This window comes from Croceicoccus hydrothermalis, from assembly GCF_022378335.1.
GTDB classification, from domain to species: Bacteria; Pseudomonadota; Alphaproteobacteria; order Sphingomonadales; family Sphingomonadaceae; genus Croceicoccus; species Croceicoccus hydrothermalis.
This window is the reverse complement of record NZ_JAIQCI010000004.1, coordinates 260,143-280,345: the sequence shown is the minus strand read 5'-3', so window position 1 is coordinate 280,345 and position 20,203 is coordinate 260,143. Positions and strand designations below refer to the sequence as shown.

17 protein-coding genes and 1 pseudogene are annotated in these 20,203 nt (G+C 64.7%); 10 read left to right on the top strand and 8 right to left on the bottom strand.

The features are described 5' to 3' along the window. From K4G67_RS05465 to K4G67_RS05455, 3 genes are all read left to right on the top strand, one after another. Nucleotides 1-2,059, top strand: a 2,059-nt coding sequence (locus tag K4G67_RS05465; RefSeq protein ID WP_239805364.1) for a TonB-dependent receptor domain-containing protein, incomplete at its 5' end; no start/stop codon positions are given. 84 nt (nucleotides 2,060-2,143) lie between these two features. Beyond that, on the top strand, nucleotides 2,144-3,322 hold the full coding sequence (locus K4G67_RS05460; protein ID WP_239805363.1) for an acetyl-CoA C-acyltransferase: 1,179 nt from the start codon (nucleotides 2,144-2,146) through the stop codon (nucleotides 3,320-3,322). Between the two features lie 110 nt (nucleotides 3,323-3,432). Further along, complete coding sequence (locus K4G67_RS05455; protein ID WP_239805362.1) at nucleotides 3,433-4,662, top strand: TetR/AcrR family transcriptional regulator; 1,230 nt, start codon at nucleotides 3,433-3,435, stop codon at nucleotides 4,660-4,662. On the opposite strand, the pseudogene K4G67_RS05450 reads toward K4G67_RS05455, so the two are convergent. From K4G67_RS05450 to K4G67_RS05435, 4 genes and pseudogenes are all read right to left on the bottom strand, one after another. Further along, nucleotides 4,544-6,109 (bottom strand): annotated as a pseudogene (locus K4G67_RS05450) (MFS transporter). The gene K4G67_RS05455 and the pseudogene K4G67_RS05450 sit on opposite strands and share 119 nt — an antisense overlap. 270 nt (nucleotides 6,110-6,379) lie before the next feature. After that, nucleotides 6,380-7,555, bottom strand: a complete 1,176-nt coding sequence (locus K4G67_RS05445; protein WP_239805361.1) for an acyl-CoA dehydrogenase — start codon at nucleotides 7,553-7,555, stop codon at nucleotides 6,380-6,382. Further along, nucleotides 7,552-8,859 carry a spinster family MFS transporter gene (locus tag K4G67_RS05440; RefSeq protein ID WP_239805360.1) on the bottom strand — a complete coding sequence of 436 codons (1,308 nt, stop codon included), beginning with the start codon at nucleotides 8,857-8,859 and terminating at the stop codon, nucleotides 7,552-7,554. Before K4G67_RS05440 ends, K4G67_RS05445 begins: the two co-directional genes overlap by 4 nt. Nucleotides 8,860-8,993: 134 nt before the next feature. Then, entirely contained in the window at nucleotides 8,994-9,935 is a 942-nt protein-coding gene (locus K4G67_RS05435) for an energy transducer TonB (RefSeq protein ID WP_239805359.1), read from the bottom strand. Nucleotides 9,936-10,092: 157 nt separating this feature from the next. Between K4G67_RS05435 and K4G67_RS05430 the strand changes: the two genes are divergently transcribed. The 6 genes from K4G67_RS05430 (at nucleotide 10,093) to K4G67_RS05405 (ending at nucleotide 15,010) form a co-directional block, all read left to right on the top strand. Further along, complete coding sequence (locus tag K4G67_RS05430) at nucleotides 10,093-10,986, top strand: STAS domain-containing protein (protein ID WP_239805358.1); 894 nt, start codon at nucleotides 10,093-10,095, stop codon at nucleotides 10,984-10,986. Beyond that, the gene (locus tag K4G67_RS05425; RefSeq protein ID WP_239805357.1) at nucleotides 10,983-11,357 is read left to right on the top strand and encodes an STAS domain-containing protein; all 375 of its coding nucleotides are present in this window, start codon (nucleotides 10,983-10,985) and stop codon (nucleotides 11,355-11,357) included. The genes K4G67_RS05430 and K4G67_RS05425 overlap by 4 nt, the downstream gene beginning before the upstream one ends. Next, nucleotides 11,354-11,770, top strand: coding sequence for an ATP-binding protein (locus tag K4G67_RS05420; RefSeq protein ID WP_239805356.1), 417 nt, complete (start codon nucleotides 11,354-11,356; stop codon nucleotides 11,768-11,770). Before K4G67_RS05425 ends, K4G67_RS05420 begins: the two co-directional genes overlap by 4 nt. After that, nucleotides 11,767-12,774, top strand: a complete 1,008-nt coding sequence (locus K4G67_RS05415; RefSeq protein ID WP_239805355.1) for an ATP-binding protein — start codon at nucleotides 11,767-11,769, stop codon at nucleotides 12,772-12,774. The genes K4G67_RS05420 and K4G67_RS05415 overlap by 4 nt, the downstream gene beginning before the upstream one ends. After that, nucleotides 12,771-13,955: a sensor histidine kinase gene (locus tag K4G67_RS05410; protein WP_239805354.1), complete on the top strand. Its 1,185-nt coding sequence runs from the start codon at nucleotides 12,771-12,773 to the stop codon at nucleotides 13,953-13,955. The genes K4G67_RS05415 and K4G67_RS05410 overlap by 4 nt, the downstream gene beginning before the upstream one ends. Before the next feature lie 80 nt (nucleotides 13,956-14,035). Beyond that, nucleotides 14,036-15,010 (top strand): NAD(P)H-dependent flavin oxidoreductase, encoded by a 975-nt coding sequence (locus tag K4G67_RS05405; RefSeq protein WP_239805353.1) that lies wholly within the window; start codon nucleotides 14,036-14,038, stop codon nucleotides 15,008-15,010. On the opposite strand, the gene K4G67_RS05400 is transcribed toward K4G67_RS05405, so the two are convergent. Beyond that, nucleotides 14,989-15,681: a M15 family metallopeptidase gene (locus tag K4G67_RS05400; protein WP_239805352.1), complete on the bottom strand. Its 693-nt coding sequence runs from the start codon at nucleotides 15,679-15,681 to the stop codon at nucleotides 14,989-14,991. The two genes, K4G67_RS05405 and K4G67_RS05400, sit on opposite strands and share 22 nt — an antisense overlap. Before the next feature lie 138 nt (nucleotides 15,682-15,819). Between K4G67_RS05400 and asd the strand changes: the two genes are divergently transcribed. Continuing rightward, nucleotides 15,820-16,683, top strand: a complete 864-nt coding sequence (asd, locus tag K4G67_RS05395; RefSeq protein WP_239805351.1) for an archaetidylserine decarboxylase — start codon at nucleotides 15,820-15,822, stop codon at nucleotides 16,681-16,683. A 133-nt stretch (nucleotides 16,684-16,816) separates the two neighbouring features. Here asd and K4G67_RS05390 read toward each other — a convergent pair whose 3' ends face one another. The 3 genes from K4G67_RS05390 to K4G67_RS05380 all read right to left on the bottom strand — a co-directional run bounded on the left by K4G67_RS05390 (nucleotide 16,817) and on the right by K4G67_RS05380 (nucleotide 20,200). Continuing rightward, nucleotides 16,817-17,656, bottom strand: a complete 840-nt coding sequence (locus K4G67_RS05390) for an undecaprenyl-diphosphate phosphatase (protein ID WP_239805350.1) — start codon at nucleotides 17,654-17,656, stop codon at nucleotides 16,817-16,819. A 124-nt stretch (nucleotides 17,657-17,780) separates the two neighbouring features. Further along, nucleotides 17,781-19,265, bottom strand: coding sequence for an ABC transporter permease (locus K4G67_RS05385; protein ID WP_239805349.1), 1,485 nt, complete (start codon nucleotides 19,263-19,265; stop codon nucleotides 17,781-17,783). After that, a complete protein-coding gene (locus tag K4G67_RS05380; protein WP_239805348.1) occupies nucleotides 19,262-20,200 on the bottom strand; it encodes an ABC transporter ATP-binding protein in 939 nt (312 codons plus the stop codon). The genes K4G67_RS05385 and K4G67_RS05380 overlap by 4 nt, the downstream gene beginning before the upstream one ends. Between the last annotated feature and the right edge of the window lie 3 nt (nucleotides 20,201-20,203).

Genomic DNA, 20,203 nt, shown 5'->3' with positions numbered 1-20,203 from the left:
CGCTCCTAAGCTCGCTCATACGAGCGCCCTTAAGACCGGTCGTTCACCCGCCGGACAAGGCGGGGCTCACCGGATGGGTACGGCGCTATGGTCGCGCACCGAATTGCCGAGCATCGGCTATTCGCCGAGCTACCCGCCCACACAAGGCCCGCGCGGCCCCGGTAGCACGCAGGCGTTCTTCGTCCCGCGGTCGAACCCAGGGTTCCAGACCTTCTTGGATCAAACGTTTCCCGAAGGCAGCCCGACCGCCTTTGCCGGCTATGCCGCGATCCTGCTCGGCCGGCCCTTTGCACTGGGCGGCAATCCGACCGATCCGCGCGGCTCCGGTTTCGGCCAGGCGAAGAGCGATGCCTATCGCATTTCCACAGGGCTGGAGAAGGATTTCACGCCCAATTTCGCAGGCTCGCTCTATGGCACGTTCATCAGAAGCGAGCGCACCGCCTTCAGCCTCGATTTCCTCGGCGGGCGGCTACAGGACGCGTTGAACGGCTTTGGCGGTCCGGATTGCACCGGCACGACGCCGGGTGAGAACGGATGCCTCTATTTCAATCCCTTCATCAACAGCGCGCCGGGCAATCCCGCGCTCGGCCTCGACAACCCGGCCTATGTTCCGGGGCTGGAAAACGATCCTGCCCTTCTCGATTATCTGCGCCAGCCCAGCGGCAGCAATGAATCGGAGGAGCAGTTCATCGTCGATCTCGTCTTCAATGGCGAGACGGAGCTTGTCGGCCTTCCCGTCGGCTATGCGTTCGGCGGGCAATATCGCAAGACCGAGTTCGTGAGCCGCGGCATCAACCGCTTTTCCAACCCGACGCAGGCGCCCTGCGCGATCGAGGGGGATTTTTCCTGCCTCGACGATCCGAACGACAATAATTTCCCGACCGGACCGTTCACCTTCCTGGGCCAGTTCCCCACCGCCATCTTCAATCAAAGCGTCTATGCCCTGTTTGCCGAGGCGCGGGTAAACCCGTTCGACACGCTCGAGATCGTGGGCGCCGTCCGGTACGAGGATTACGGCGACCCGGTGGGCGCCACGGTCAATCCGAAGGTGTCCGCGCTGTTCGAGGCGACCGACTGGCTGTCGTTTCGCGGGTCGGTCGGCACCACCTTCCGCGGTCCGCTCGCCGCCGACATCAGCCCGGCGGGCACGAGCTTTGTCGAGGGTATCGATGCGGCAGGCGGCGCGTTCAAGGCGACCGATACGGTCGGCAATCCGGAACTGGAGCCGGAAACCGCGCTCACCTACAGTGTCGGTGCGCTGATCGATTATCGCGGCTTCAACTTCAGCGTCGATTACTGGACCTATGAATTCGAGGGGCGTTTCGCCCTGCTCCCGGTGCAGGCGATCGCCAGCGCAATATCGAACAGTTCGGTCAGCGACGGCACGCAAGCCGTAAATTGCGACAGCCCGTTTGCGCAATTCATCACCTTTACCGGGGGCATATGCGACGCCAATACGGTGGCGAACGATATTTCGCGCATCCGCACACAGACCGTGAACGGACCCGATGTCACGACGCGCGGTCTCGATTTCAGCATCGGTTACAGCCGTCCCGTCGCCGGGATCGACCTGTCCTTCGGCGCGAATGCCACCCATGTCCTCGAATACAGCTTTACCGATTTCGAGTATCAGGGCCTGCTCTTCGACACAGGCTACGAGGCCAGCGGCTTTGCCAATTACAACCGCGATCCCGGCACCGTATCGCCCTGGCGGGCCAGCGCCTTCGTCAATGCGCGCATGGGGGCGTTCGGGCTGAGTTATAATTTCACCTTCATCGACGGGGTGGATGACAATCGCTGTCCCGACGACGGGCCCTGCACGCAGACGCCCGAATTCGGACCCACCGATTTCGGCCGCACCGTGGATTCGTTTTCCAAACACGATATCTTCGCCAATCTGACCGTGCCGATTGCGCGGGCGAATGTGCGGTTCACCGCCGGCGTGGAAAATATCCTCGACGAGGATCCTTCGGCGGCCCGGCTCGAATACAGCTACGATCCGTTCATCGGCAATGCGCTTGGGCGCACATACAAGCTGGGGGCGAAGGTCACGTTCTGACCCGATGCGGGTCTGCGGCGCGATGGCGGCGCAGGCCCGCAACCACCTGAAAACACCTTATCCATAATGCAAGAGGACCACGCCATGCGCGACGCCGTTATCGTATCGACTGCACGAACCCCGCTCGCCAAGGCGATGCGCGGCGCGTTCAATGCCACCCATGCGGTCGAACTCGGCAGTCTTTCGGTTGCCGCGGCGGTGGAACGCGCCCGCATCGACGGGGGCGAGGTGGACGACGTGCTGATCGGTGCGGCGATGCAGCAGGGGCAACAGGCGCCCAATCTCGCCCGGCTGGTCGCTTTGCGCGCGGGGCTGCCGGTGGGTGTCGCGGGCATGACGATGGACCGGCAATGCGCATCGGGCCTGATGACGATCGCCACCGCGGCCAAGCAGATCATCGTCGATCGCATGGACATATGCGTCGCCGGCGGCGTAGAATCGGTGTCGGCCCTGCGCGCGGGCGACACCAATATCGTGCCGGATGACGGGCTGATCGCGATGCACCCGGCGGCCTACATGCCCATGATCGGCACCGCCGAGGTTGTCGCCAAACGCTACGGCATCAGCCGCGAGGCGCAGGACGAATATGCGCTGCAGTCGCAGCAACGCACGGCCGCGGCGCAGCAGGCAGGCCGGCTCGACGCCGAAATCGTGCCCGTCTCCACCCGCATGAACGTGAAGGACAAGGAAACCGGCGACGTCACGCAGCAGGACGTGACGATCGCCATGGACGATTGCAACCGTCCGAACACCACGCTCGAAGGGTTGGCCAAGCTGGCCCCGGTCATGGGCGAGGGCCACACGATCACCGCCGGCAATGCAAGCCAGCTTTCCGATGGTTCGTCCGCCGCCGTATTGATGGAGGCGAAGGTCGCGAAGGCACGCGGTCTCGAACCGCTCGGCCGCTATGTCGGCATGGCGGTCGCGGGGACCGAACCGGACGAGATGGGCATCGGTCCCGTGTTTGCCGTGCCCAAGCTGCTCAAGCAGTTCGGGCTTTCGGTCGGGGATATCGGGCTTTGGGAACTGAACGAGGCTTTCGCGGTGCAGGTGCTTTATTGCCGCGACCGGCTCGGCATTCCGGATGACAGGCTGAACGTCAACGGCGGATCGATCTCCATCGGTCACCCGTTCGGCATGACCGGCGCACGCTGTGTCGGTCATGCGCTGATCGAGGGGCGGCGGCGCGATGTTCGTTATGTGGTCGTGACGATGTGCGTGGGCGGCGGCATGGGTGCAGCAGGCCTTTTCGAAGTCATGTGACCGCCTGGCTCCTGTCAATTCCGCCAGTTTCGAAGCAGGGGACTGGCAGAATCGGGCGGGCTGCTCTAGGGACGGCGCGGCCCGGATGGCGGGATACGAAGGGTCGGACGATGAGCACCGCGGAAACCGAACGATTTGGCAGAAAACGGCAGGACGTGATCCACGCCGCGTCCACTCTCATCAACGATGTTGGCGTGAAGGGCATGACCTTTTCCGACGTGGCGCAGGCGGTCGGGCTGAACGCGACGAGCATCACCTATTATTTCGGGCGCAAGGAACGGCTCGTCACCGCGGTGTACGAAGCGACGCTCGATCTGCTGGAACAGATGGCGAAAGAGGCGCTGGCGCAGCCCGATCCGCGCGCGCGGGTCCGCCATTTCCTCCACGCCCATATCGCGCTGCGCCGCCGGATCCGCGAAGGCGAGCGCGGGCTCGTCACCGTGCTCGCCGAAATTCGCACGCTGGAGGACGAGGCGCAGAAACCGCTGCTCGATCATTACCGGCGCGTGCGCAACACGGTGCGCGATTTCTTCGGACCGGTCGACGATCGCGAGATGAAGCTGTTGAATACGGCACGCGCGCACACCTTGCTGGAGGCTGTGTTCTGGTGGCCGGTTTGGTCGACGCGCTATTCCACCCGCGATTTCGATCGGGTGGAGGAACGCTGGTTCGATATTCTGGAGCATGGGCTTGCCGGTAGAGGCAGCGAATGGGCGCCCCGCCCGCTCGGCACACAATGGCGCTCCGCCGCGAACGAGGATCCGCAAACGCTCGACGAGTTTCTGCGCGCGGCAACCACGCTCATCAATCAGCGCGGCTATCGCGGGGCGTCGGTCAACCGCATCGCGCAATCGCTGAACGTGACGAAGGGCAGTTTCTACCACCATCACAACGCGAAGGACGATCTGGTGTCGAGCTGCTTTGCCCGCAGCTACGACCGCATGTCGGCGGTGCAGATGGCGGGTATCCGCAGCGACGGCGATTACTGGGTCCGGCTGTGCAACACGCTGGCCGAACTGATCGACCTGCAATTCTTCGACGACATGCCGCTTTTGCGCACCACCGCCTTGTCCAGCCTGCCGGAGGCCGAGCGGGAGGATGTCGTGCTGCGTTCCAACCGGCTCGCGCGGCGGTTTGCGGGCATGTTGATCGACGGGATTACGGATGGTTCGGTGCGGGCGATCGACCCGCTCATCGCGAGCCAGCTTATCATGTCCACGCTCAATTCCGCGTATGAGGCGCGGGTATGGGCCGCGCGTTTCGACGAACCGGCAGAGGCGGTGAAATATTACGCGTGGAGCCTGTATGCAGGCATGTTCGCCGATCCGCCGTCGGGTTGAGCCGCGCGGCGGCAGCCGTCGCGCGCAGCCGGGCGACGTTCCGCAAATGGCGTTCCTCCGTAATGGGATAGAACAGCAGGAACAGGCAGCCCACGACCCACAGGCTGAGCGAGGTCGGGATGTAATGGATGAGCAGGCTCTGCTCCATCGCGCGGGTGACGTCGCCGAGCATGACCTTCTCCGGAAAGCCCGACGCGTTGAGCACCAGCCCGGCGACGAAAATGCCCAGCCCGGTCGAACATTGCTGCATGAAGCTGGACGCGGAAAAGAAGACGCCGGCGGCATGTTTTCCGGTGCGCACGGCATGATCCTCCACCACGTCGGCAAGCATGGAGCTCGTATTGATGAGTGAGATCGCGATCATCGCGCCATAGACTGCGCCGATGGCGAACAGCGTGGGCAAAAGAAGCGGATCCCCCGGTGGCAAGAACAGCCCCAGATAGGTCAGCGCCAGCGGTGAAATTCCGCGGCTTATCCCGGCAATCGCCATGATCATCGACGTGTTGCGCTTGCCCCACCAGCGCGAGAACCGGGGCGCGAGCGGCGCCGCCAATGTCGCCGATACGAGCGATTCCAGCGTCAGCAACGCAATCTGCGGAGCGGTCAGGTCGAAGACATAGGTGCTGAAATACAAGGTGGACGCGCTATACAGCCCGATCGCGGTATATTTGCACACGCCGAACCCGAAAATGGCGAGAAAGGCGCAATGTCCGAACGCGGATGCCATTTCCCGCACGTGATCCTTCGCTGTGGCCTTGTGCTGCGGCGTGTCGGCCTGCCGCATGTGGCGCACCTGCCCCTTCGTGCCGAACCCACAGATCAGTATCGCGGCGAAGATCAGCACCCCGCCGCTGATCGCGAAACGAACATAGCCTGCGGGATTGAGCTGCCCCGTCGGAAATTGCGGCGTCGCGACGAAGAACACGGCGAGGCTGAAGCCCGCGAAACCGAACGTACCGACATATCCGAATCAGTAGCGGAGTGAGAACAATCGCGTGCGTTCCGCATATTCGTCGGTCAATTCGGGGTTCATCGCGGTGGCCGGTATCTCGAACGCGCTGATCGAAATGCGGGTCAATGCGGCGAGGGCGAAGATCCACACGCCCATCTGCATGTCGGTCAGGCCATCGGGCGGAAACCATGCCACGACGAAGAAAAACGCCGTCGGCAAGGCGGAGCCGAAGATGAACGGATGGCGCCGACCGATCCGCGACTGCGTCACGTCGGACCAGCGCCCGATGAACGGATCCGCCACCGCATCGAGCAACAGGGTGAGCGCGATCGCGGTCGATACGACGAGGGCGGGCACGCCGACGACCTGATTGTAGAACAGGAGGAGATAGGTGGAGAAGGCCGCGTTCTTCACCCCGGTCGCCACGGCGCCGAAGCCGTAGCACAGGCGGCGGCCGGGCGGGATCGTACGGGTTTCGATTCCGGCGCCGCTCATACCACGCGCCCGCCCCATACCGTATATTCAGCAACGCAATATGGACATGGACCGCACCCGATCCCCCGCACAACCACACCATGGCCGCCCGATCGCCCATCACCGCGGCGATCATCGCGAAAAGCGGAATGATCCGCACGCTCCAAAACGTGGTGAATATGCATCGGCTTCTCCGCCAGCCTGTATGTTCAGGCGTTTGGAGGAACATACCCGATATAGCAATGAGGACAAGCCCCTCCGCCGTGCGAAGGACGCCGCCCCACAAACGGTTCAGAACGCGGACAACCCCGTGATCGCATGGCCGAGGATCAGCGCGTGCACGTCGTGCGCCCCTTCATAGGTGTTCACCGTCTCCAGGTTCATCATGTGACGGATGACCTGATACTCCTCCGAAATGCCGTTGCCGCCGTGCATGTCGCGGGCCATGCGCGCGATATCGAGCGCCTTGCCGACATTGTTGCGCTTCACCATCGACACCATTTCGGGGGCGAAACGATGTTCGTCCATCAACCTGCCGACGCGCAGGCTGGCCTGCAACCCGAAGGCGATGTCGCTCATCATCTCGGCGAGCTTCTTCTGGTAGAGCTGCGTCGCGGCGAGCGGCCTGCCGAACTGCTTGCGATCGAGGCCATATTGCCGCGCGGCATGAAAACAGAATTCCGCCGCGCCCATCGCGCCCCAGCTGATCCCGTATCGCGCGCGGTTGAGACAGCCCAGCGGCCCCTTCATCCCCTGCACCTCGGGCAGCAGCGCATCGGCGCCGACCCGCACGCCCTCCATCACGATCTGTCCGGTGGTGGATGCGCGCAGGCTCATCTTTCCACAGATCTTCGGCGCGGAAAGCCCCTTCATCCCCTTTTCAAGGATGAAGCCGCGGACCTTGCCGTCATGCGCCTCCGACTTTGCCCACACCACGAACACGTCGGCGAACGGGGCGTTGGAAATCCACGTTTTCGTCCCGTCGAGGATAAAGCCGTCGCCATCGCGCCGCGCGAACGTCCGCATCGAGGACGGGTCCGATCCGGCATCGGGCTCGGTCAGGCCGAAACAGCCGATCGCCTGCCCCGAGGCGAGCGCGGGCAGATATTTGCGGCGCTGCTCCTCCGAACCATAGGCGTGGATCGGGTAGATCACGAGGCTGGATTGCACCGACGCCATGGAACGATAGCCCGAATCGACCCGCTCGATCTCCCGCGCGACGAGACCGTAGGCGACATAGCTTGCGCCCACCCCGCCATATTCCTCCGGCAGCGTTACGCCGAGCAGGCCCGCCTCGCCCATCAGGGGAAACAGTTCGGGGGCATCGCGCTCCTCGCGATAGGCGGCGATCACGCGCGGCTGCAATTCACCTTGCGCGAACCCGCGGGCGGCATCGGCGATCATGCGCTCGTCCTCGCGCAATTGGCCGGCAAGGTCGAACGGGTCGTCCCAGTTGAAACCGATCATGCTGTCTTCTCCATGTCGGGCTCGACCTCGGCCACCCAGTCGCCGGGCAGCCGCCGCGCCGCCAGCACCATCAATAACGCCGCGATGACATAGAGCAATTGCGAGCCGAGCATCGACCAGCGCAGCGCCTCCGTCCCGAAATGTGGGGTCAACAGGTCGGACACCGCGCCCAGGGCATAGATTCCGCCGCCCAGGCCCAGCAAATTGTTGATGAGCAGGAACAGCGCCGATGCCGTCGAACGCTGCGCCGGGATGACGAGATGCTGCACCGCGGTCAGCACGGGACCGAGCCAGATATAGGCCAGCGCCTGCGGAATGAGGAACAGGAAGAACGCGAGTGTGACATTGTCGGTCAGCACCGCGGCCGAAAACAGCGGCACCGCGACAATATAGGCGAGCGCGGGCAGGCGCGCATACCATGCCTTGTTCGCCTGCCCCAGCCGATCGGCAAGGAACCCGCCCGCCAGCACGCCGGAAATCCCCCCGATCAGCATCAGCGCGCCGAGGAAATAGGAGGTTTCGAGCAGGGACAGCCCGAAACTGCGCTGCAGCAGGCTGGGTTTCCAGAACAATATGCCATAGCCCAGCATCGACCCGCTCGCCGCGCCGAATGCCAGGAACCAGAACGACGGTTTCTTCGCCAATATGCGCGCGACATGGCCGATGGAGGCATTGTCCGATGCCGTCTGCCTGGCCGCCGCGTCCACCGGGTTGGCGCGCGGGAAATCCTTCACCACATATTTGAACAGCGGCGCCAGCACGACGCCCGCCATGCCCACGACGAAAAACGCGAGCCGCCAATCCACCGTCGCGGCGATATATCCGCCGACCAGAACGCCCGCCGCCGAGCCGAGCGGGATCCCCATGGAATAGATGGCAAGCGCGAAGGCACGTTTGTTCGACGGGAAATAATCGCCGATGATCGCATAGGACGGCGCGACGCCGCCCGCCTCCCCCACCCCGACGCCGAGCCGGGCGAGAAAAATATGCCAGAACCCCTGCGCCAATCCGCACAGGGCGGTGAACCCGCTCCATATCACGAGGCTTATGGTGATGACCCAGCTGCGGCTGGTCCGATCGGCGACGGACGCCAGCGGCACCGCCAGCGTGGAATACAGAAGCGCGAAGGCGAACCCGCCGAGCAATCCCATCTGTCCATCCGACAGGCCGAGATCGGCCTGAATCGGGGGAGCAAGGATGGCGAGGATCTGCCGGTCGAGGAAATTGAAGATATAGACGAGGAGCAGCATGGACAGCACCAGCCCGCGTGGCCGCGGAGTTTCACGCGCAGCGGTCATCGACATACCCAATCTCCAAATCCCTATCGCTCTGTTTGCGCCGGTTGTGTCCCTTTCCCGCGTAAATGGCAAGAGTCATCGGGTCGAAGCATCGTGCGTGGTACGATACCCCGCTTGTAAAACGCTCGGTCTGGCGCGTTTCAGCGCCGCGTTCGCAAGCGGAAATTCACGAGCCGTGTGAAGAAGCTGGGGACCGGACGCCCCTCGGCATCGATCGCAGGCTCGAAATCGGCTTCTTGCGTGATGCGTTCGCATACCGCCTCACTGAAGCTGTCATCCGGCCCGGTCGCGAACTGAACATGACAGGCGGACGGCTTGCCCTGCTCGTCGACGATCAGGCGAAAGGCGACTTGCCCCTCAAGCGCATGCAGGACCGCCTGCTCCGGATAATCGCGCGGGGTGAGCCAGCCGGAAACCGGGCTGCGCGGCACGGGCCCGTGGCGAAGCGTACGCTGCGTTTCGAGGTCGAGGCCCCAATGCGTGACCAGGTCCGCCATGCAGGCATTCATCGCCTTTGCCGCACCCCCCATCGGCCCGGTTCCAAAGATCAGATTGCGCCCCTCGGCGGGATCGAATTCGATGCGATCCAGTGCGGCGAATGTTTCGACCGAAAGTTCCGGCATGCGATAGGGCGCGGTCTCGTCCTCCCCGGTGTCGGACCGCTCCGCCAGTGCCAGCCGCATGGCCGACAGCATGGTGACGAAACGCCCGTCGTCGAGTTCGGCCGACTTGAATTCCGGGGTGAAGAACGTGCCTTTCCGACCGAACCGCACGCGAAGTCGGGGCACCTGATTGCCGTTCGACGCGGCCCGGTCGATCGGATAGGCGGGATAGCCCATCCCGCCCATCCCGGCATGTTCGCCGATGAGCGTCATCCGCACATATTCGGATGGCCCGAACTGTTCGAGCATCAGAGCGGTTTCATCCTCGCCCTCCCCGAATATCCGGACAAGCTGGCAACTGTCCTCGCCATAATTCATCGTCCACGGTTCGGTGGGGCGAAGCACGAGAGGGTCGCGCGCGGCGGCCGGTTGCGCCGTTACGGCCATGGCCACGGCGGTGATGGCGAGTGATCTTTTCATGACGGGTGCCCTTCCCTTCCTTCGGCCGCCTATCACGGCGCATCTGTTTCGTGCCAGAGGGTATTAGTCCGCAAACGATGACATTGACGCTTGCCATGCTCCTGGTTTTTCACGATCAAAGAGGCAGATATTCCCCAAGGACATTCGAAAGCGCTTCATGCCCGAAACCAATCTGAAAACCGTGCTGGACATATTGAAGGACGATGAGACGGGCGTCCTGACCGACTGGATCGAACAGGCCGACGAGGACGGCGCCAAGCGCAGCGACCTGTTCTCCGAACGGGAGGAACGCGACCAGGCCGCGAGCCTGCTGCGTGCGTTCCGCACGGGCGTGCGCGACGGTTACCGTGACGGCGATTTCGATCTGGAGGACGATTACTGGGCCGATCTGCGCGGTATTCTGTCGGAAATCACGTATGAACGCGTCGAACGCGGCGTCCTGCCGAGCGAAATGGCCGCTCTCGTGCTCAGCCTCAAGGCGACGCTGTTCGAGCGGCTCAAGGAACGGCTGAAAGAGGAGCCGGACCGGCTGGTCAATGAAATCCTGCTCGTGACGACGGCCATCGATGCCTTTGCCATCTACACGACCGAGGTGTTCATCCGCGAGCGCGAGCAGGTCATCGAACGCCAGCGCGACGAGATGCTCGAACTGTCCACGCCGGTCGTCGAATTGTGGGACAAGGTGCTGACCCTCCCGCTCATCGGCACGCTCGACAGCCTGCGCGCGCAGGAGGTGATGGAAAACCTGCTCGAGGCGATCGTGGCCAAGCAGGCGGAGGTGGTCATCGTCGACATCACCGGCGTCAAGACCGTGGATACGCAGGTCGCGCAGCATCTCCTGCGCACCGCGGCGGCCGTCCGGCTCATGGGCGCGCAATGCATCGTGAGCGGGATCAGCCCCAAGATCGCGCAGACCATGGTGCAGCTCGGCGTCGACGTGGGCGAGGTGAAGACGCGTTCGTCGATCCGCAACGCGCTTACCGATGCGCTGACGGCGGTGGGCGTCGCCATTCGCCCTGTCGAGCGGCTCGACCGCGTCACGGCCAAATGAACGCCGCCTCCATCTATTCGGTCGAGGGGATATTGCTGGTCTCGATCCGGGCCGACATCGCCGACAGCGACATCATCGACCTGCAGGATGTCCTGTCGCAGCGCATCGCCGATACAGGCGCGCGCGGTGTGGTGATCGACATTGCCGAACTCGACATCGTGGATACGTTCGTGGGCCGCGTGCTGGCGCAGGTGACGTCCATATCGAAATTGCTCGATGCGGAAACCTATGTCGTGGGCATGCGCCCCGCGGTCGCCATGACGCTGGTGGAACTCGGCATGTATCTCCGCGGCAATCGCACCGCCCTCACGCTGAGCCACGCGCTGGCCCGCATGCGGGAGGACGGGCTGACGGACGATAGCGCCGGATGATACTCAGGGGCGGTCGCAGGATCGCGCTGCTGGATCTCGACACCGATCGCGACGTCGCCATCGCCCGCCGACGGGTGGGCGATGCCATGGCAAAGCGCGGATGCCGCGAATTGATGCAGACGCGCTTCGTCACGGCGGTGAGCGAGATCGCCCGCAATGCGATCGTGCACGGCGGGGGCGGGCGGCTCGCGATTTACGAATTTCCGGGCAATCGCAAGATCGGCATCGAATGCATCGACGAGGGGCCGGGCATTGCCGATGTAAAGCAGGCGATGACCGACGGTTTTTCGACGCGCGACAGCCTCGGTCGCGGATTGGGTGGAGCCAAAAGGCTGTCTCATGAGTTCGAGATCGAAACCCATGGCGAAACAGGCACGATTGTCCGCATGACCGGATTACAGAACACACGATGAGCGAATGGCTCAAGATCGCGGAACCCAGCACGGTCGCGGAGGCGCGCCGCCGGGCGCGCCGCCATGCGAGCGCGGCGGGGCTCGGCTCGATCGCAACCGAACATGTCGCCATCGTCGCCACCGAAATCGCGCAGAACATCCTGCGCCACGGCGGCGGTGGGCGGATGCTGACCTGCATTACCGGCGCGGCGGGGCATGTGCGGCTGCACGTGATCGGCATCGACGACGGGCCGGGCATCGAAAAGCTTGGCCGGATGATGAAGGACGGGGTATCCACCCGCGATTCCGCCGGAACCGGACTTGGCGCCATAGCGCGATTGTCCGACCGTTTCGACATCATGACCAGCAGGGGCAAGGGTACCGCCATCATGAGCGAGTTCGTGCCCAAGACCGCCGCGATGAGCGATCTGTGCGACGAAGCCGGCATGCGCACCCCCTTTCCCGGCGAACGGGAATGCGGCGACCAGATCGCGATGAAGCAGGCCGGCTCGATCAGCATCTACATGCTGTGCGACGGATTGGGCCATGGGGCGAAGGCCGCCATCGCCGCGGATACCGCGCGCCGCGTGTTTCTCGACACGCCGGGGGAGGATCCGGCCGCGCTGCTCGCCGCGATGGGTCGAGGGCTCGTCGGCACGCGCGGGGCCGTGGCCGCGATCGTCACGCTGAACCGGGCGCAGGGCACGCTGTATTATGCAGGCATCGGCAATATCTCGACGATGATCGTGCAAGGCGGCGCGATCAAGCGGCTCCCGGTGCGCGACGGCCTGCTCGGCGGGCGGGCGGCATCCCCGCATACCGAGCAATGCGCGATGGCGGCCGATGCGACCGTGCTGATGCATTCGGACGGGGTGAGCACGCTGCGCGGGTTGGAGCGGCGCGGGCCGCTGTTCTATCGCAGCGCGCCGATCATCGCCGCGACCCTGCTCGACGAAAACACGCGCGGCCGCGACGATGCCAGCATCATCGCGGCCCGCATGACCCCGGCGAGGGTCGGCGAATGATCGACATCATCACCGTCCGCATCGCCGCGGAGGCCGATATCGCCCGCGTCCGGCAGGTCGCCGACAAGGTCGCGCAATCCTTCGACCTCGAAAGCTTTGCACGGACCCGCATGGTGACCGCCGTGCTCGAAATCTCGCGCAATGCGCTGCAATACGGGGGCGGCGGGCAGGTGCGTTTTTCCGCGACGCCCAAGCCGGGCGGTTCCGAAATCGGCGTGCGCGTCACCGATCAGGGCACCGGCATCGACAACCCCGCCGCGTTCGAGCGCGAACGGCGCCCCTATCTCGACACGAAGGCCGCGACCCGCGGGCTGGGACTGGGGTTGAGCGGGGTGAAGCGGCTCGCCGACAATTTCGACATCGCCTCCTCGCCGCAGGGGACACGCGTGGCGATGACATTTTTCGTGCCCGTCCCCGCAAACGAAATCGCCCGGCGCGCCGCGGCGGCGGCAGAGGCCGTGCTCGGTCTCGGCAGCGCGGACCCCATCGCGGAACTGTCGCGTCAGAACCGCGAGCTCGCCGCCGCGATGGCGGAGCGCGAGCTGCTCATCGACGAGGTGCACCACCGTACCGGCAATAATCTCGCCCTCATCGTCAGCTTCATCCAGATGAGCAAGCGCAAGGCCGCCTCCCCCGAAACGCAGCAGGCCATGGCGGAACTGGAGGCGCGGGTGCATTCGGTCGCGCGCGTACATCAGGAATTGCAGCGTGCGCAGCAGAGCGACCGCATCGAATTGCTCCCCCTGCTCGAAAACGTGGCGAAACATGCGAGCGACGCTTTTTCCAGTGTGAATCTTTCCGTCGCCATCGACGTCGCAGGCGAACCGGTGGAGGTGGTGAGCAGCACGGCCATCGATTTCGGCCTGATCGTCGGCGAATTGATCACCAACGCGTTCAAACACGCGTTCGAGGGACGCAAGAAAGGCCGCATCGCCATCCGCTTCGATCGCACGGAGGGGTCCGATCCGGGCTGGATCCTGACCGTGCGGGACGATGGGGTCGGCACGCCGGAGGATGCACGCCCCGACCGCCCGCACTCGCTGGGCTGGCGCATGATCCGGGCGATGGCCGCGCGCCACGCCGCCAATATCGAAACCGATGGCAGCGACGGGTTCTGCTGTTCCATCACCTTTCCCCAATCGGTCGTGCGCGCGCCGCAAACCGCCGATCCGGACGAATGATGCCGTTTTTTGCCGCCCGCGGGGCTGGCATGGGGGCACCCTCTCCTATAGACCGGTCGGCAAACAGTTGGAGAGATGATTTGGCCCGACCTGCGCTATTCGATCCCTTGCGCCTTCCGCTCATCTGCGCGCCGCTTTTCATCATCTCCAACCCGCGGACCGTGATCGCGCAATGTACGGCGGGCGTGGTGGGCTCCTTCCCCGCGCTCAATGCCCGGCCGGCCGGCATGCTCGACGAATGGCTGCATGAAATTACCGAGTCGCTGGCCGCGTGGGACCGCGACAATCCGGAACGCCCCGCCGCGCCCTTTGCCGTCAATCAAATCGTCCACCGCTCCAACGACAGGCTGGAGACGGACATGGCGGTCTGTGAAAAATACAAGGTGCCGATGCTCATCACCTCGCTCGGTGCGCGCGAAGAGGTGAACGAGGCCGTCCATGGCTGGGGCGGGATCGTCATGCATGATGTCATCGACGACCGTTTTGCGCACAAGGCCGTGGAAAAGGGCGCTGACGGCCTTATCGCGGTGGCGGCGGGTGCCGGCGGGCACGCGGGCGCGCTTTCCCCCTTTGCGCTGATGCAGGAAATTCGCGACTGGTTCGATGGGCCGCTGGCGCTCTCGGGCGCGATTTCGACGGGCCGCTCCATCCTCGCAGCCCAAGCGATGGGCGCCGATTTCGCCTATTCCGGGTCGATGTTCATCGCGACGGGGGAGGCGAACGCGGATGATCGATACAAGCAGATGGTCGTTGACAGCGCTGCCTCCGACATCGTGTATTCCAATCTTTTCACCGGGGTGCACGGCAATTACCTGCGCGGCTCGATCGAAAATGCCGGCATGAACCCCGACGATCTTCCGACAAGCGATGCATCCAAGATGGATTTCGGCGAATCGAAGGCAAAGGCGTGGAAGGACGTGTGGGGATGCGGACAGGGCATCGGCACGGTCAAGGCGGTCGAACCGGTCGCGGCCAAGATCGCGCGACTGGCGCGTGAATATCACGCCGCGAAGGCAGAGCTGAACCGCAACGCCTATCCCGAGGACGCCGCCTGATCCCGCGGCAGATAGCGCCACGCGGGCGGCAATCGGCTATCCGATACCGGCGCATATCGTTCGTAATGCGAGCGCGGCAGGCGGTAATCCCACCATTCGGAGGGAAGCCCGGTGAGCGGCAGACCGGTTTCGCCCGCCGCCGCCCGCACCGCAGCATCGAGAGCGCGCCGATTGTCGCGGATCACCGCGCGCCGGTCCGGATCGACATCGGCAAAATCATAGGCACGATCCGATTGCCGCTGGCCTCTTTCGGTGAAATCGTCGAACGGCGTGCCGAGATCCAGATCGCCTGCATCGCCGAACGGTTGAATGTCGATCGCCATGCCGCGCGGATGCGCGCCGGTGCCCGGCACGGCGAGCAGATGGCCCGGCAGATCGGGGCGTAGCGCCGCCATCGCCCGCTGCGCCTCGACCGGGCGGAAACAATCGAGCACGCGAATGCGATGGCCCGTGGCATCGTAATAGATCCGCCCGGCGACATCGAACGCGGCGAGGAAATCCGCCTCTCCCAACATGGTTACGTCCGGCCGATAAAGCGCGCCAAAACCGTTCACCGGGCACGCAGGATCGGCATAGGCGGGAACGATTGCGAAAACCCGTGGGTTCAATATTCGGGCGCAGGGCACGAGCACGAGACCATCGGACATCTCGAACCGGTCCGTCATCCTCATGCCGCGCGCCTTCGTGATCGGGGGAAGAGGTTCGATCTACACGCCCCGCGCGCCTCGACGCAAGGGTGCGATGGGCTTACATCAACGGGACAACAGGGCCGCAGCATCCCCGCCGCGCCCGCCGCACGGGGAACGCGAATGGCCGACCGACTGAAAATCTGGGCGCAGCATCTGATGCCGAAACGGCGCATGACGCAGCTCGCCGGGCGGGTCGCGGGGGCGCGGGGCGGCGCCTGGACGCAGCGGCTCATCCGCTGGTTCGTGAAGCGATACGATGTCGACATGACAGAGGCGCAGGATCCCGATCTCGCCACCTATGACAGTTTCAACGCGTTCTTCACCCGCCCCTTACGCGCAGGGGTGCGCCCGATCGCCGATGCCGCCTTCGTCAGCCCGGTTGATGGCGCGGTGAGCCAGTTCGGCGCGATCGACGACCATCGCATGGTACAGGCGAAGGGGCACAGCTTCACCACCACGGAGCTGCTCGCCGGCGACACCGATCTCGCCGCGCGCTTCCGCCATGGCAGCTTCGCCAACGTGTATCTCTCGCCGCGCGATTATCACCGCATTCACATGCCCTGTGACGGCCGGCTGATCCGCATGATCTACGTCCCCGGCGCCTTGTTCAGTGTGAACCCCGCGACCGCGCGCGGGGTGCGCGGCCTTTTCGCACGCAACGAACGTATCGTCTGCGTCTTCGAATCGGCGGAGCACGGGCCGTTCGTCATGGTGCTCGTCGGGGCGACCATCGTGGGAAGCATGGCGACGGTGTGGCATGGCGTGGTCAACCCCCGCCGCACCGGGCGCATGGCGGAGTGGGCCTACGGCAAGCATGACATCGTCCTCGCCAAGGGGGAGGAAATGGGGCGGTTCCTGCTGGGATCGACGGTGATCATGCTGTTCGGGCCGGACACCATCGCCTTTACCGAGGATTGGGCCCCGGAACATCCTGTCCGTCTTGGCGAAAGGATGGGCGATGCCCGGTCCGCCGGTCATGGGTGAGGATATTGCCCCGCTTTGATGAAACAGGCCCCGCCCCGGTCAAACGGAGCGAGGCCTTTTTCGTGAAGCCGCCGGGCCACCTTATCCCGTGGCCGGAATGACGAAGGCGTTTTCGCCGGTTGCAGACCCGCAATTATTGCGCGGGCACGATCCCTGTCCACAGCAGCGCGAGCAGGCCGAGCCCCGCCGCCACGCGATAGACCACGAAGAGGTTGAAGCTTCGCGTGGAGATATAGCGCAGGAACATCACGATCACCGCATAGCCCACGACAAAGGCCACCAGCGTCGCGAGCGCGGTTTCCCCGACGCCCAGCCGCCCGAATTCGCCCCAGCTGTCGAACAGCTTGTAAAAGCCCGACGCCAGCACGGCGGGAATGGCGAGCAGGAAGGAGTAACGCGCCGCCGCCTCCCGCGTGTAGCCCATGGCGCGGCCCGCGCTGATGGTGCCGCCGGACCGCGACACGCCGGGGATGAGCGCCATCGCCTGCGCAAACCCGTAAAGGATGCCGTCGCGCCAGCTCAGCCGGTCGAGCTTCTTGACCCGCGGGCCGAACCGGTCGGCAAGGCCCAGCACGATACCGAACCCGATCAGCATCGACGCCGTGATGTAGAGATTGCGCAGCGACGTCTCAATCGCGTCCTGAAACAGCAGGCCGAGAATCGCGATGGGCAGCGTGCCGATGATCACCAGCCATCCCATGCGCGCCGCGTTCTCATCACGCGCCTCGTCCCCGCCGATCCCGGTCAGCGAATGCAGCCACGACATGGCGATATGCCAGATATCCTTCCAGAAATAGATGATGACCGCCGCCTCGGTCCCGATCTGGCTGATCGCGGTGAAGGCGGCGCCCGGATCCTCGCCCGAGGGGAGCAGCGCGCCCGCGATGCGCAGATGCGCGCTCGACGATATGGGCAGGAACTCGGTCAGCCCCTGGATCAGGCCAAGGATGGCGGCCTCTAACCAGCTGTTCATGATCGTCGGTTGCTTTCTGTGTCGAGGGCGAAAATGGGGGCGCGTCGGCTGCGTAGCGTCCTAGGCCGCGCCCCGCGGGGTGTCGAGGCAGCTTTTGCGCCGCCCCGCTGCACCGCCCCGCGGTTCATGCCTTGCGCTTCATCCGCGCGATCAGCTCGGCAAAACCGGCCTTCTGCCCTTGGGAGAGCAGGCTCGCGCGGAACAACCGGCCCAGCAGCACGAATTCGGCCACGAGAAACAGGGCCAGCACGATGCCCGTGCCCACGATCTGCCAGGTCTCTATTCCGGTGCCCAGCCGCGCCAGCACGGTGAACGGCGCCCAGAGCGGAACCCATGTGAACAGCTGCACGACAAACCCGTCATTCCCGCTGATCACGGCCTGAAGCGTGAAGAACACGGGCAGCATGATGCCCAGCATCACCGGCATGAGATAGCCCTGCGCCTCGCTCATCGAATTGGCGAGCGAGCCGATGGCGAGGAACAGCATCGACACGAGGATATATCCGGCGACAAAGAAATACACGATGGCGAGCACGATCCCCGGCGAGGCCAGCGGTTCGAGCGCCGGTCCGACGAATTGCGACACCACCCCCTGCGCCGCGAAGATGGCGATGGCCGCGCACACCACCCAGAACGCAATCATCGCCAACCCGACCGCGACCGTGCCGGCGAGCTTCCCATACATCAGATCTTCCGGCCGGATGCAGGCGAGCAGCGATTCGATCAGCTTGTTGGTGCGCTCCTCGATCGAGCTTTGCAGCATCCAGCTCCCCGAAAGCAGCAGCGCCATCAACAAGACGTAGGACAGGGCCAGCGGCACGATGGAGCGTACCAGCATCGTTTCGGTCGCCCCGCCGCCCGGCGCGGGAGTGACGATGGCGATGGCGGGCGCTGTATCCTGCACCGCGTCGGCGGCATCGGCGTTCATGCCGGCGTCCGTCATCGCGCGCGACCGCAAATCGCGGGTCAGCACGTCCTGCACCATGGTGACGAAGCTGCCGCGCGGTCGGTCGTCCGATATGATGCGCACCACCGGCTCGCGCGGCCAGCCGCTGCCGATCTCGGCGATGAGTTCGGGGCCGGTGTCGTCGTCCGTATCCTCCAGATAGGCCTGCGCCCGGTCGGCGAAATCCGCCTCCTGCACCTGCGCCAGCACGGGCGGCAATGGCACGATTGCGTAATCGGCGGCGGGCGGTTCGTATTCCGGTGTGGCGGGGGGCTTGGCCGCCCGCAACCGTGCCATGGCCGCGTCCATGCCGCCCGCCGTCTCGAAACGGGTCACGTCATCCTTCGTGAACCAGCGTTCGCCCATCGCCCAGGGCGCCTGCGGATCGGCGGATTGCAGATCGTAGCGGGCGACATGGCGGGACAGATCGGCAAGTGCGGCGCGGCCCTCTTCGAGCGTGACGCGTTCGCGGATCGCCTGTCCACCTTCGCCACCGGCGCGGTCGACGATGGCGATGCGGGTGGGCTCGTCATCCTGCAAATATTGCGCGACGATCGGGCCCAGCGCCAATGCCGCCGGAAGCAGCAGCAGCGTGAGCCAGAAGCTGCGCATGGCAACGATCTGCCGAAACTCGCGCCCCGCGACGAGCAGGATATCCTTCATTTCTCGATCTCCGCATCGCCCACGAGCTGCACGAACACCTCGTGCAGGCTGGCCTGCCGTTCCTGAAACCGGCGCAGGGGCACGCCTTGTGCGGTGCAGGTCTCCAGCACGTCGCCCGCATCCATGCCGGGTTCCAGCTCCAGCATGTAGCGGCGCCATGGTCCGTCCCCGCCGGGCCCGTCCACGCTCGCCTCGTCCTGCGCCACCGCCGCGCGAACGCCGGGAAGCGCCGCGATGCGGTCGTGGGCAACCGCCTCGATCCGGGCGGGCAGCATCGCGCGCGCCTCGGTAAGCGTGCCCTCGAAACGCTTCTCCCCTTTTTTCAGCAGGAGCAGCGTATCGCACAGCCGTTCGGCATGCTGCATCACATGGGTGGAGAACAGGACCGCCGCGCCACCGGCCGCGGCATTGAGGATCTCGCGTTCCAGCAGCCCCTGATTCACCGGATCCAGCCCCGAAAACGGTTCGTCGAGCAGCAGGAGCCGTGGCCGGTTCACCAGCGCGGTGGCAAGCTGCACCTTTTGCGCCATGCCCTTCGACATCGCCGAAAGCTTCGTCTTCGCCCGGTCGGCAAGGTCGAACCGGTCGAGCAGTTCCATTCCGTGGGTCCGCGCATCGTGCCGGTCCATCCCCTTCAGCCGCCCGAAGTAGACGATGGCGTCGATCGCGGTCATGTTGTCGTAAAGGCCGCGCTCTTCGGGAAGGAAGCCGATCGCGGCGCTGTCGCGCTTGTCCGGCGCGCATCCGGCGATCTCGATCTGCCCTTCGGTCGGGCGGATGATGTCGAGCACCATGCGCAGCGTCGTCGTCTTGCCCGCGCCATTGCCGCCCAGAAAGCCGAAGATGCGCCCCGGTTGTAACGCGAAGCTGAGATCGTTGACCGCACGGACGTCGCCGAACCGCTTGGTCAGATGCGTGACTTTGAGAATATCCATGTT

Excerpts from the sequence above, each read along its gene's own strand:
- K4G67_RS05400 (WP_239805352.1), bottom strand. The coding sequence starts at position 15,681 with ATGAGGATGACGGACCGGTTCGAGATGTCCGATGGTCTCGTGCTCGTG.
- K4G67_RS05425 (WP_239805357.1), top strand. The coding sequence starts at position 10,983 with ATGAACGCCGCCTCCATCTATTCGGTCGAGGGGATATTGCTGGTCTCG.
- K4G67_RS05380 (WP_239805348.1), bottom strand. The coding sequence starts at position 20,200 with ATGGATATTCTCAAAGTCACGCATCTGACCAAGCGGTTCGGCGACGTC.
- K4G67_RS05460 (WP_239805363.1), top strand. The coding sequence starts at position 2,144 with ATGCGCGACGCCGTTATCGTATCGACTGCACGAACCCCGCTCGCCAAG.
- K4G67_RS05430 (WP_239805358.1), top strand. The coding sequence starts at position 10,093 with ATGCCCGAAACCAATCTGAAAACCGTGCTGGACATATTGAAGGACGAT.
- K4G67_RS05445 (WP_239805361.1), bottom strand. The coding sequence starts at position 7,555 with ATGATCGGTTTCAACTGGGACGACCCGTTCGACCTTGCCGGCCAATTG.
- K4G67_RS05415 (WP_239805355.1), top strand. The coding sequence starts at position 11,767 with ATGAGCGAATGGCTCAAGATCGCGGAACCCAGCACGGTCGCGGAGGCG.
- K4G67_RS05435 (WP_239805359.1), bottom strand. The coding sequence starts at position 9,935 with ATGAAAAGATCACTCGCCATCACCGCCGTGGCCATGGCCGTAACGGCG.
- K4G67_RS05420 (WP_239805356.1), top strand. The coding sequence starts at position 11,354 with ATGATACTCAGGGGCGGTCGCAGGATCGCGCTGCTGGATCTCGACACC.
- K4G67_RS05390 (WP_239805350.1), bottom strand. The coding sequence starts at position 17,656 with ATGAACAGCTGGTTAGAGGCCGCCATCCTTGGCCTGATCCAGGGGCTG.
- K4G67_RS05410 (WP_239805354.1), top strand. The coding sequence starts at position 12,771 with ATGATCGACATCATCACCGTCCGCATCGCCGCGGAGGCCGATATCGCC.
- K4G67_RS05385 (WP_239805349.1), bottom strand. The coding sequence starts at position 19,265 with ATGAAGGATATCCTGCTCGTCGCGGGGCGCGAGTTTCGGCAGATCGTT.
- K4G67_RS05455 (WP_239805362.1), top strand. The coding sequence starts at position 3,433 with ATGAGCACCGCGGAAACCGAACGATTTGGCAGAAAACGGCAGGACGTG.
- K4G67_RS05440 (WP_239805360.1), bottom strand. The coding sequence starts at position 8,859 with ATGTCGATGACCGCTGCGCGTGAAACTCCGCGGCCACGCGGGCTGGTG.
- asd (WP_239805351.1), top strand. The coding sequence starts at position 15,820 with ATGGCCGACCGACTGAAAATCTGGGCGCAGCATCTGATGCCGAAACGG.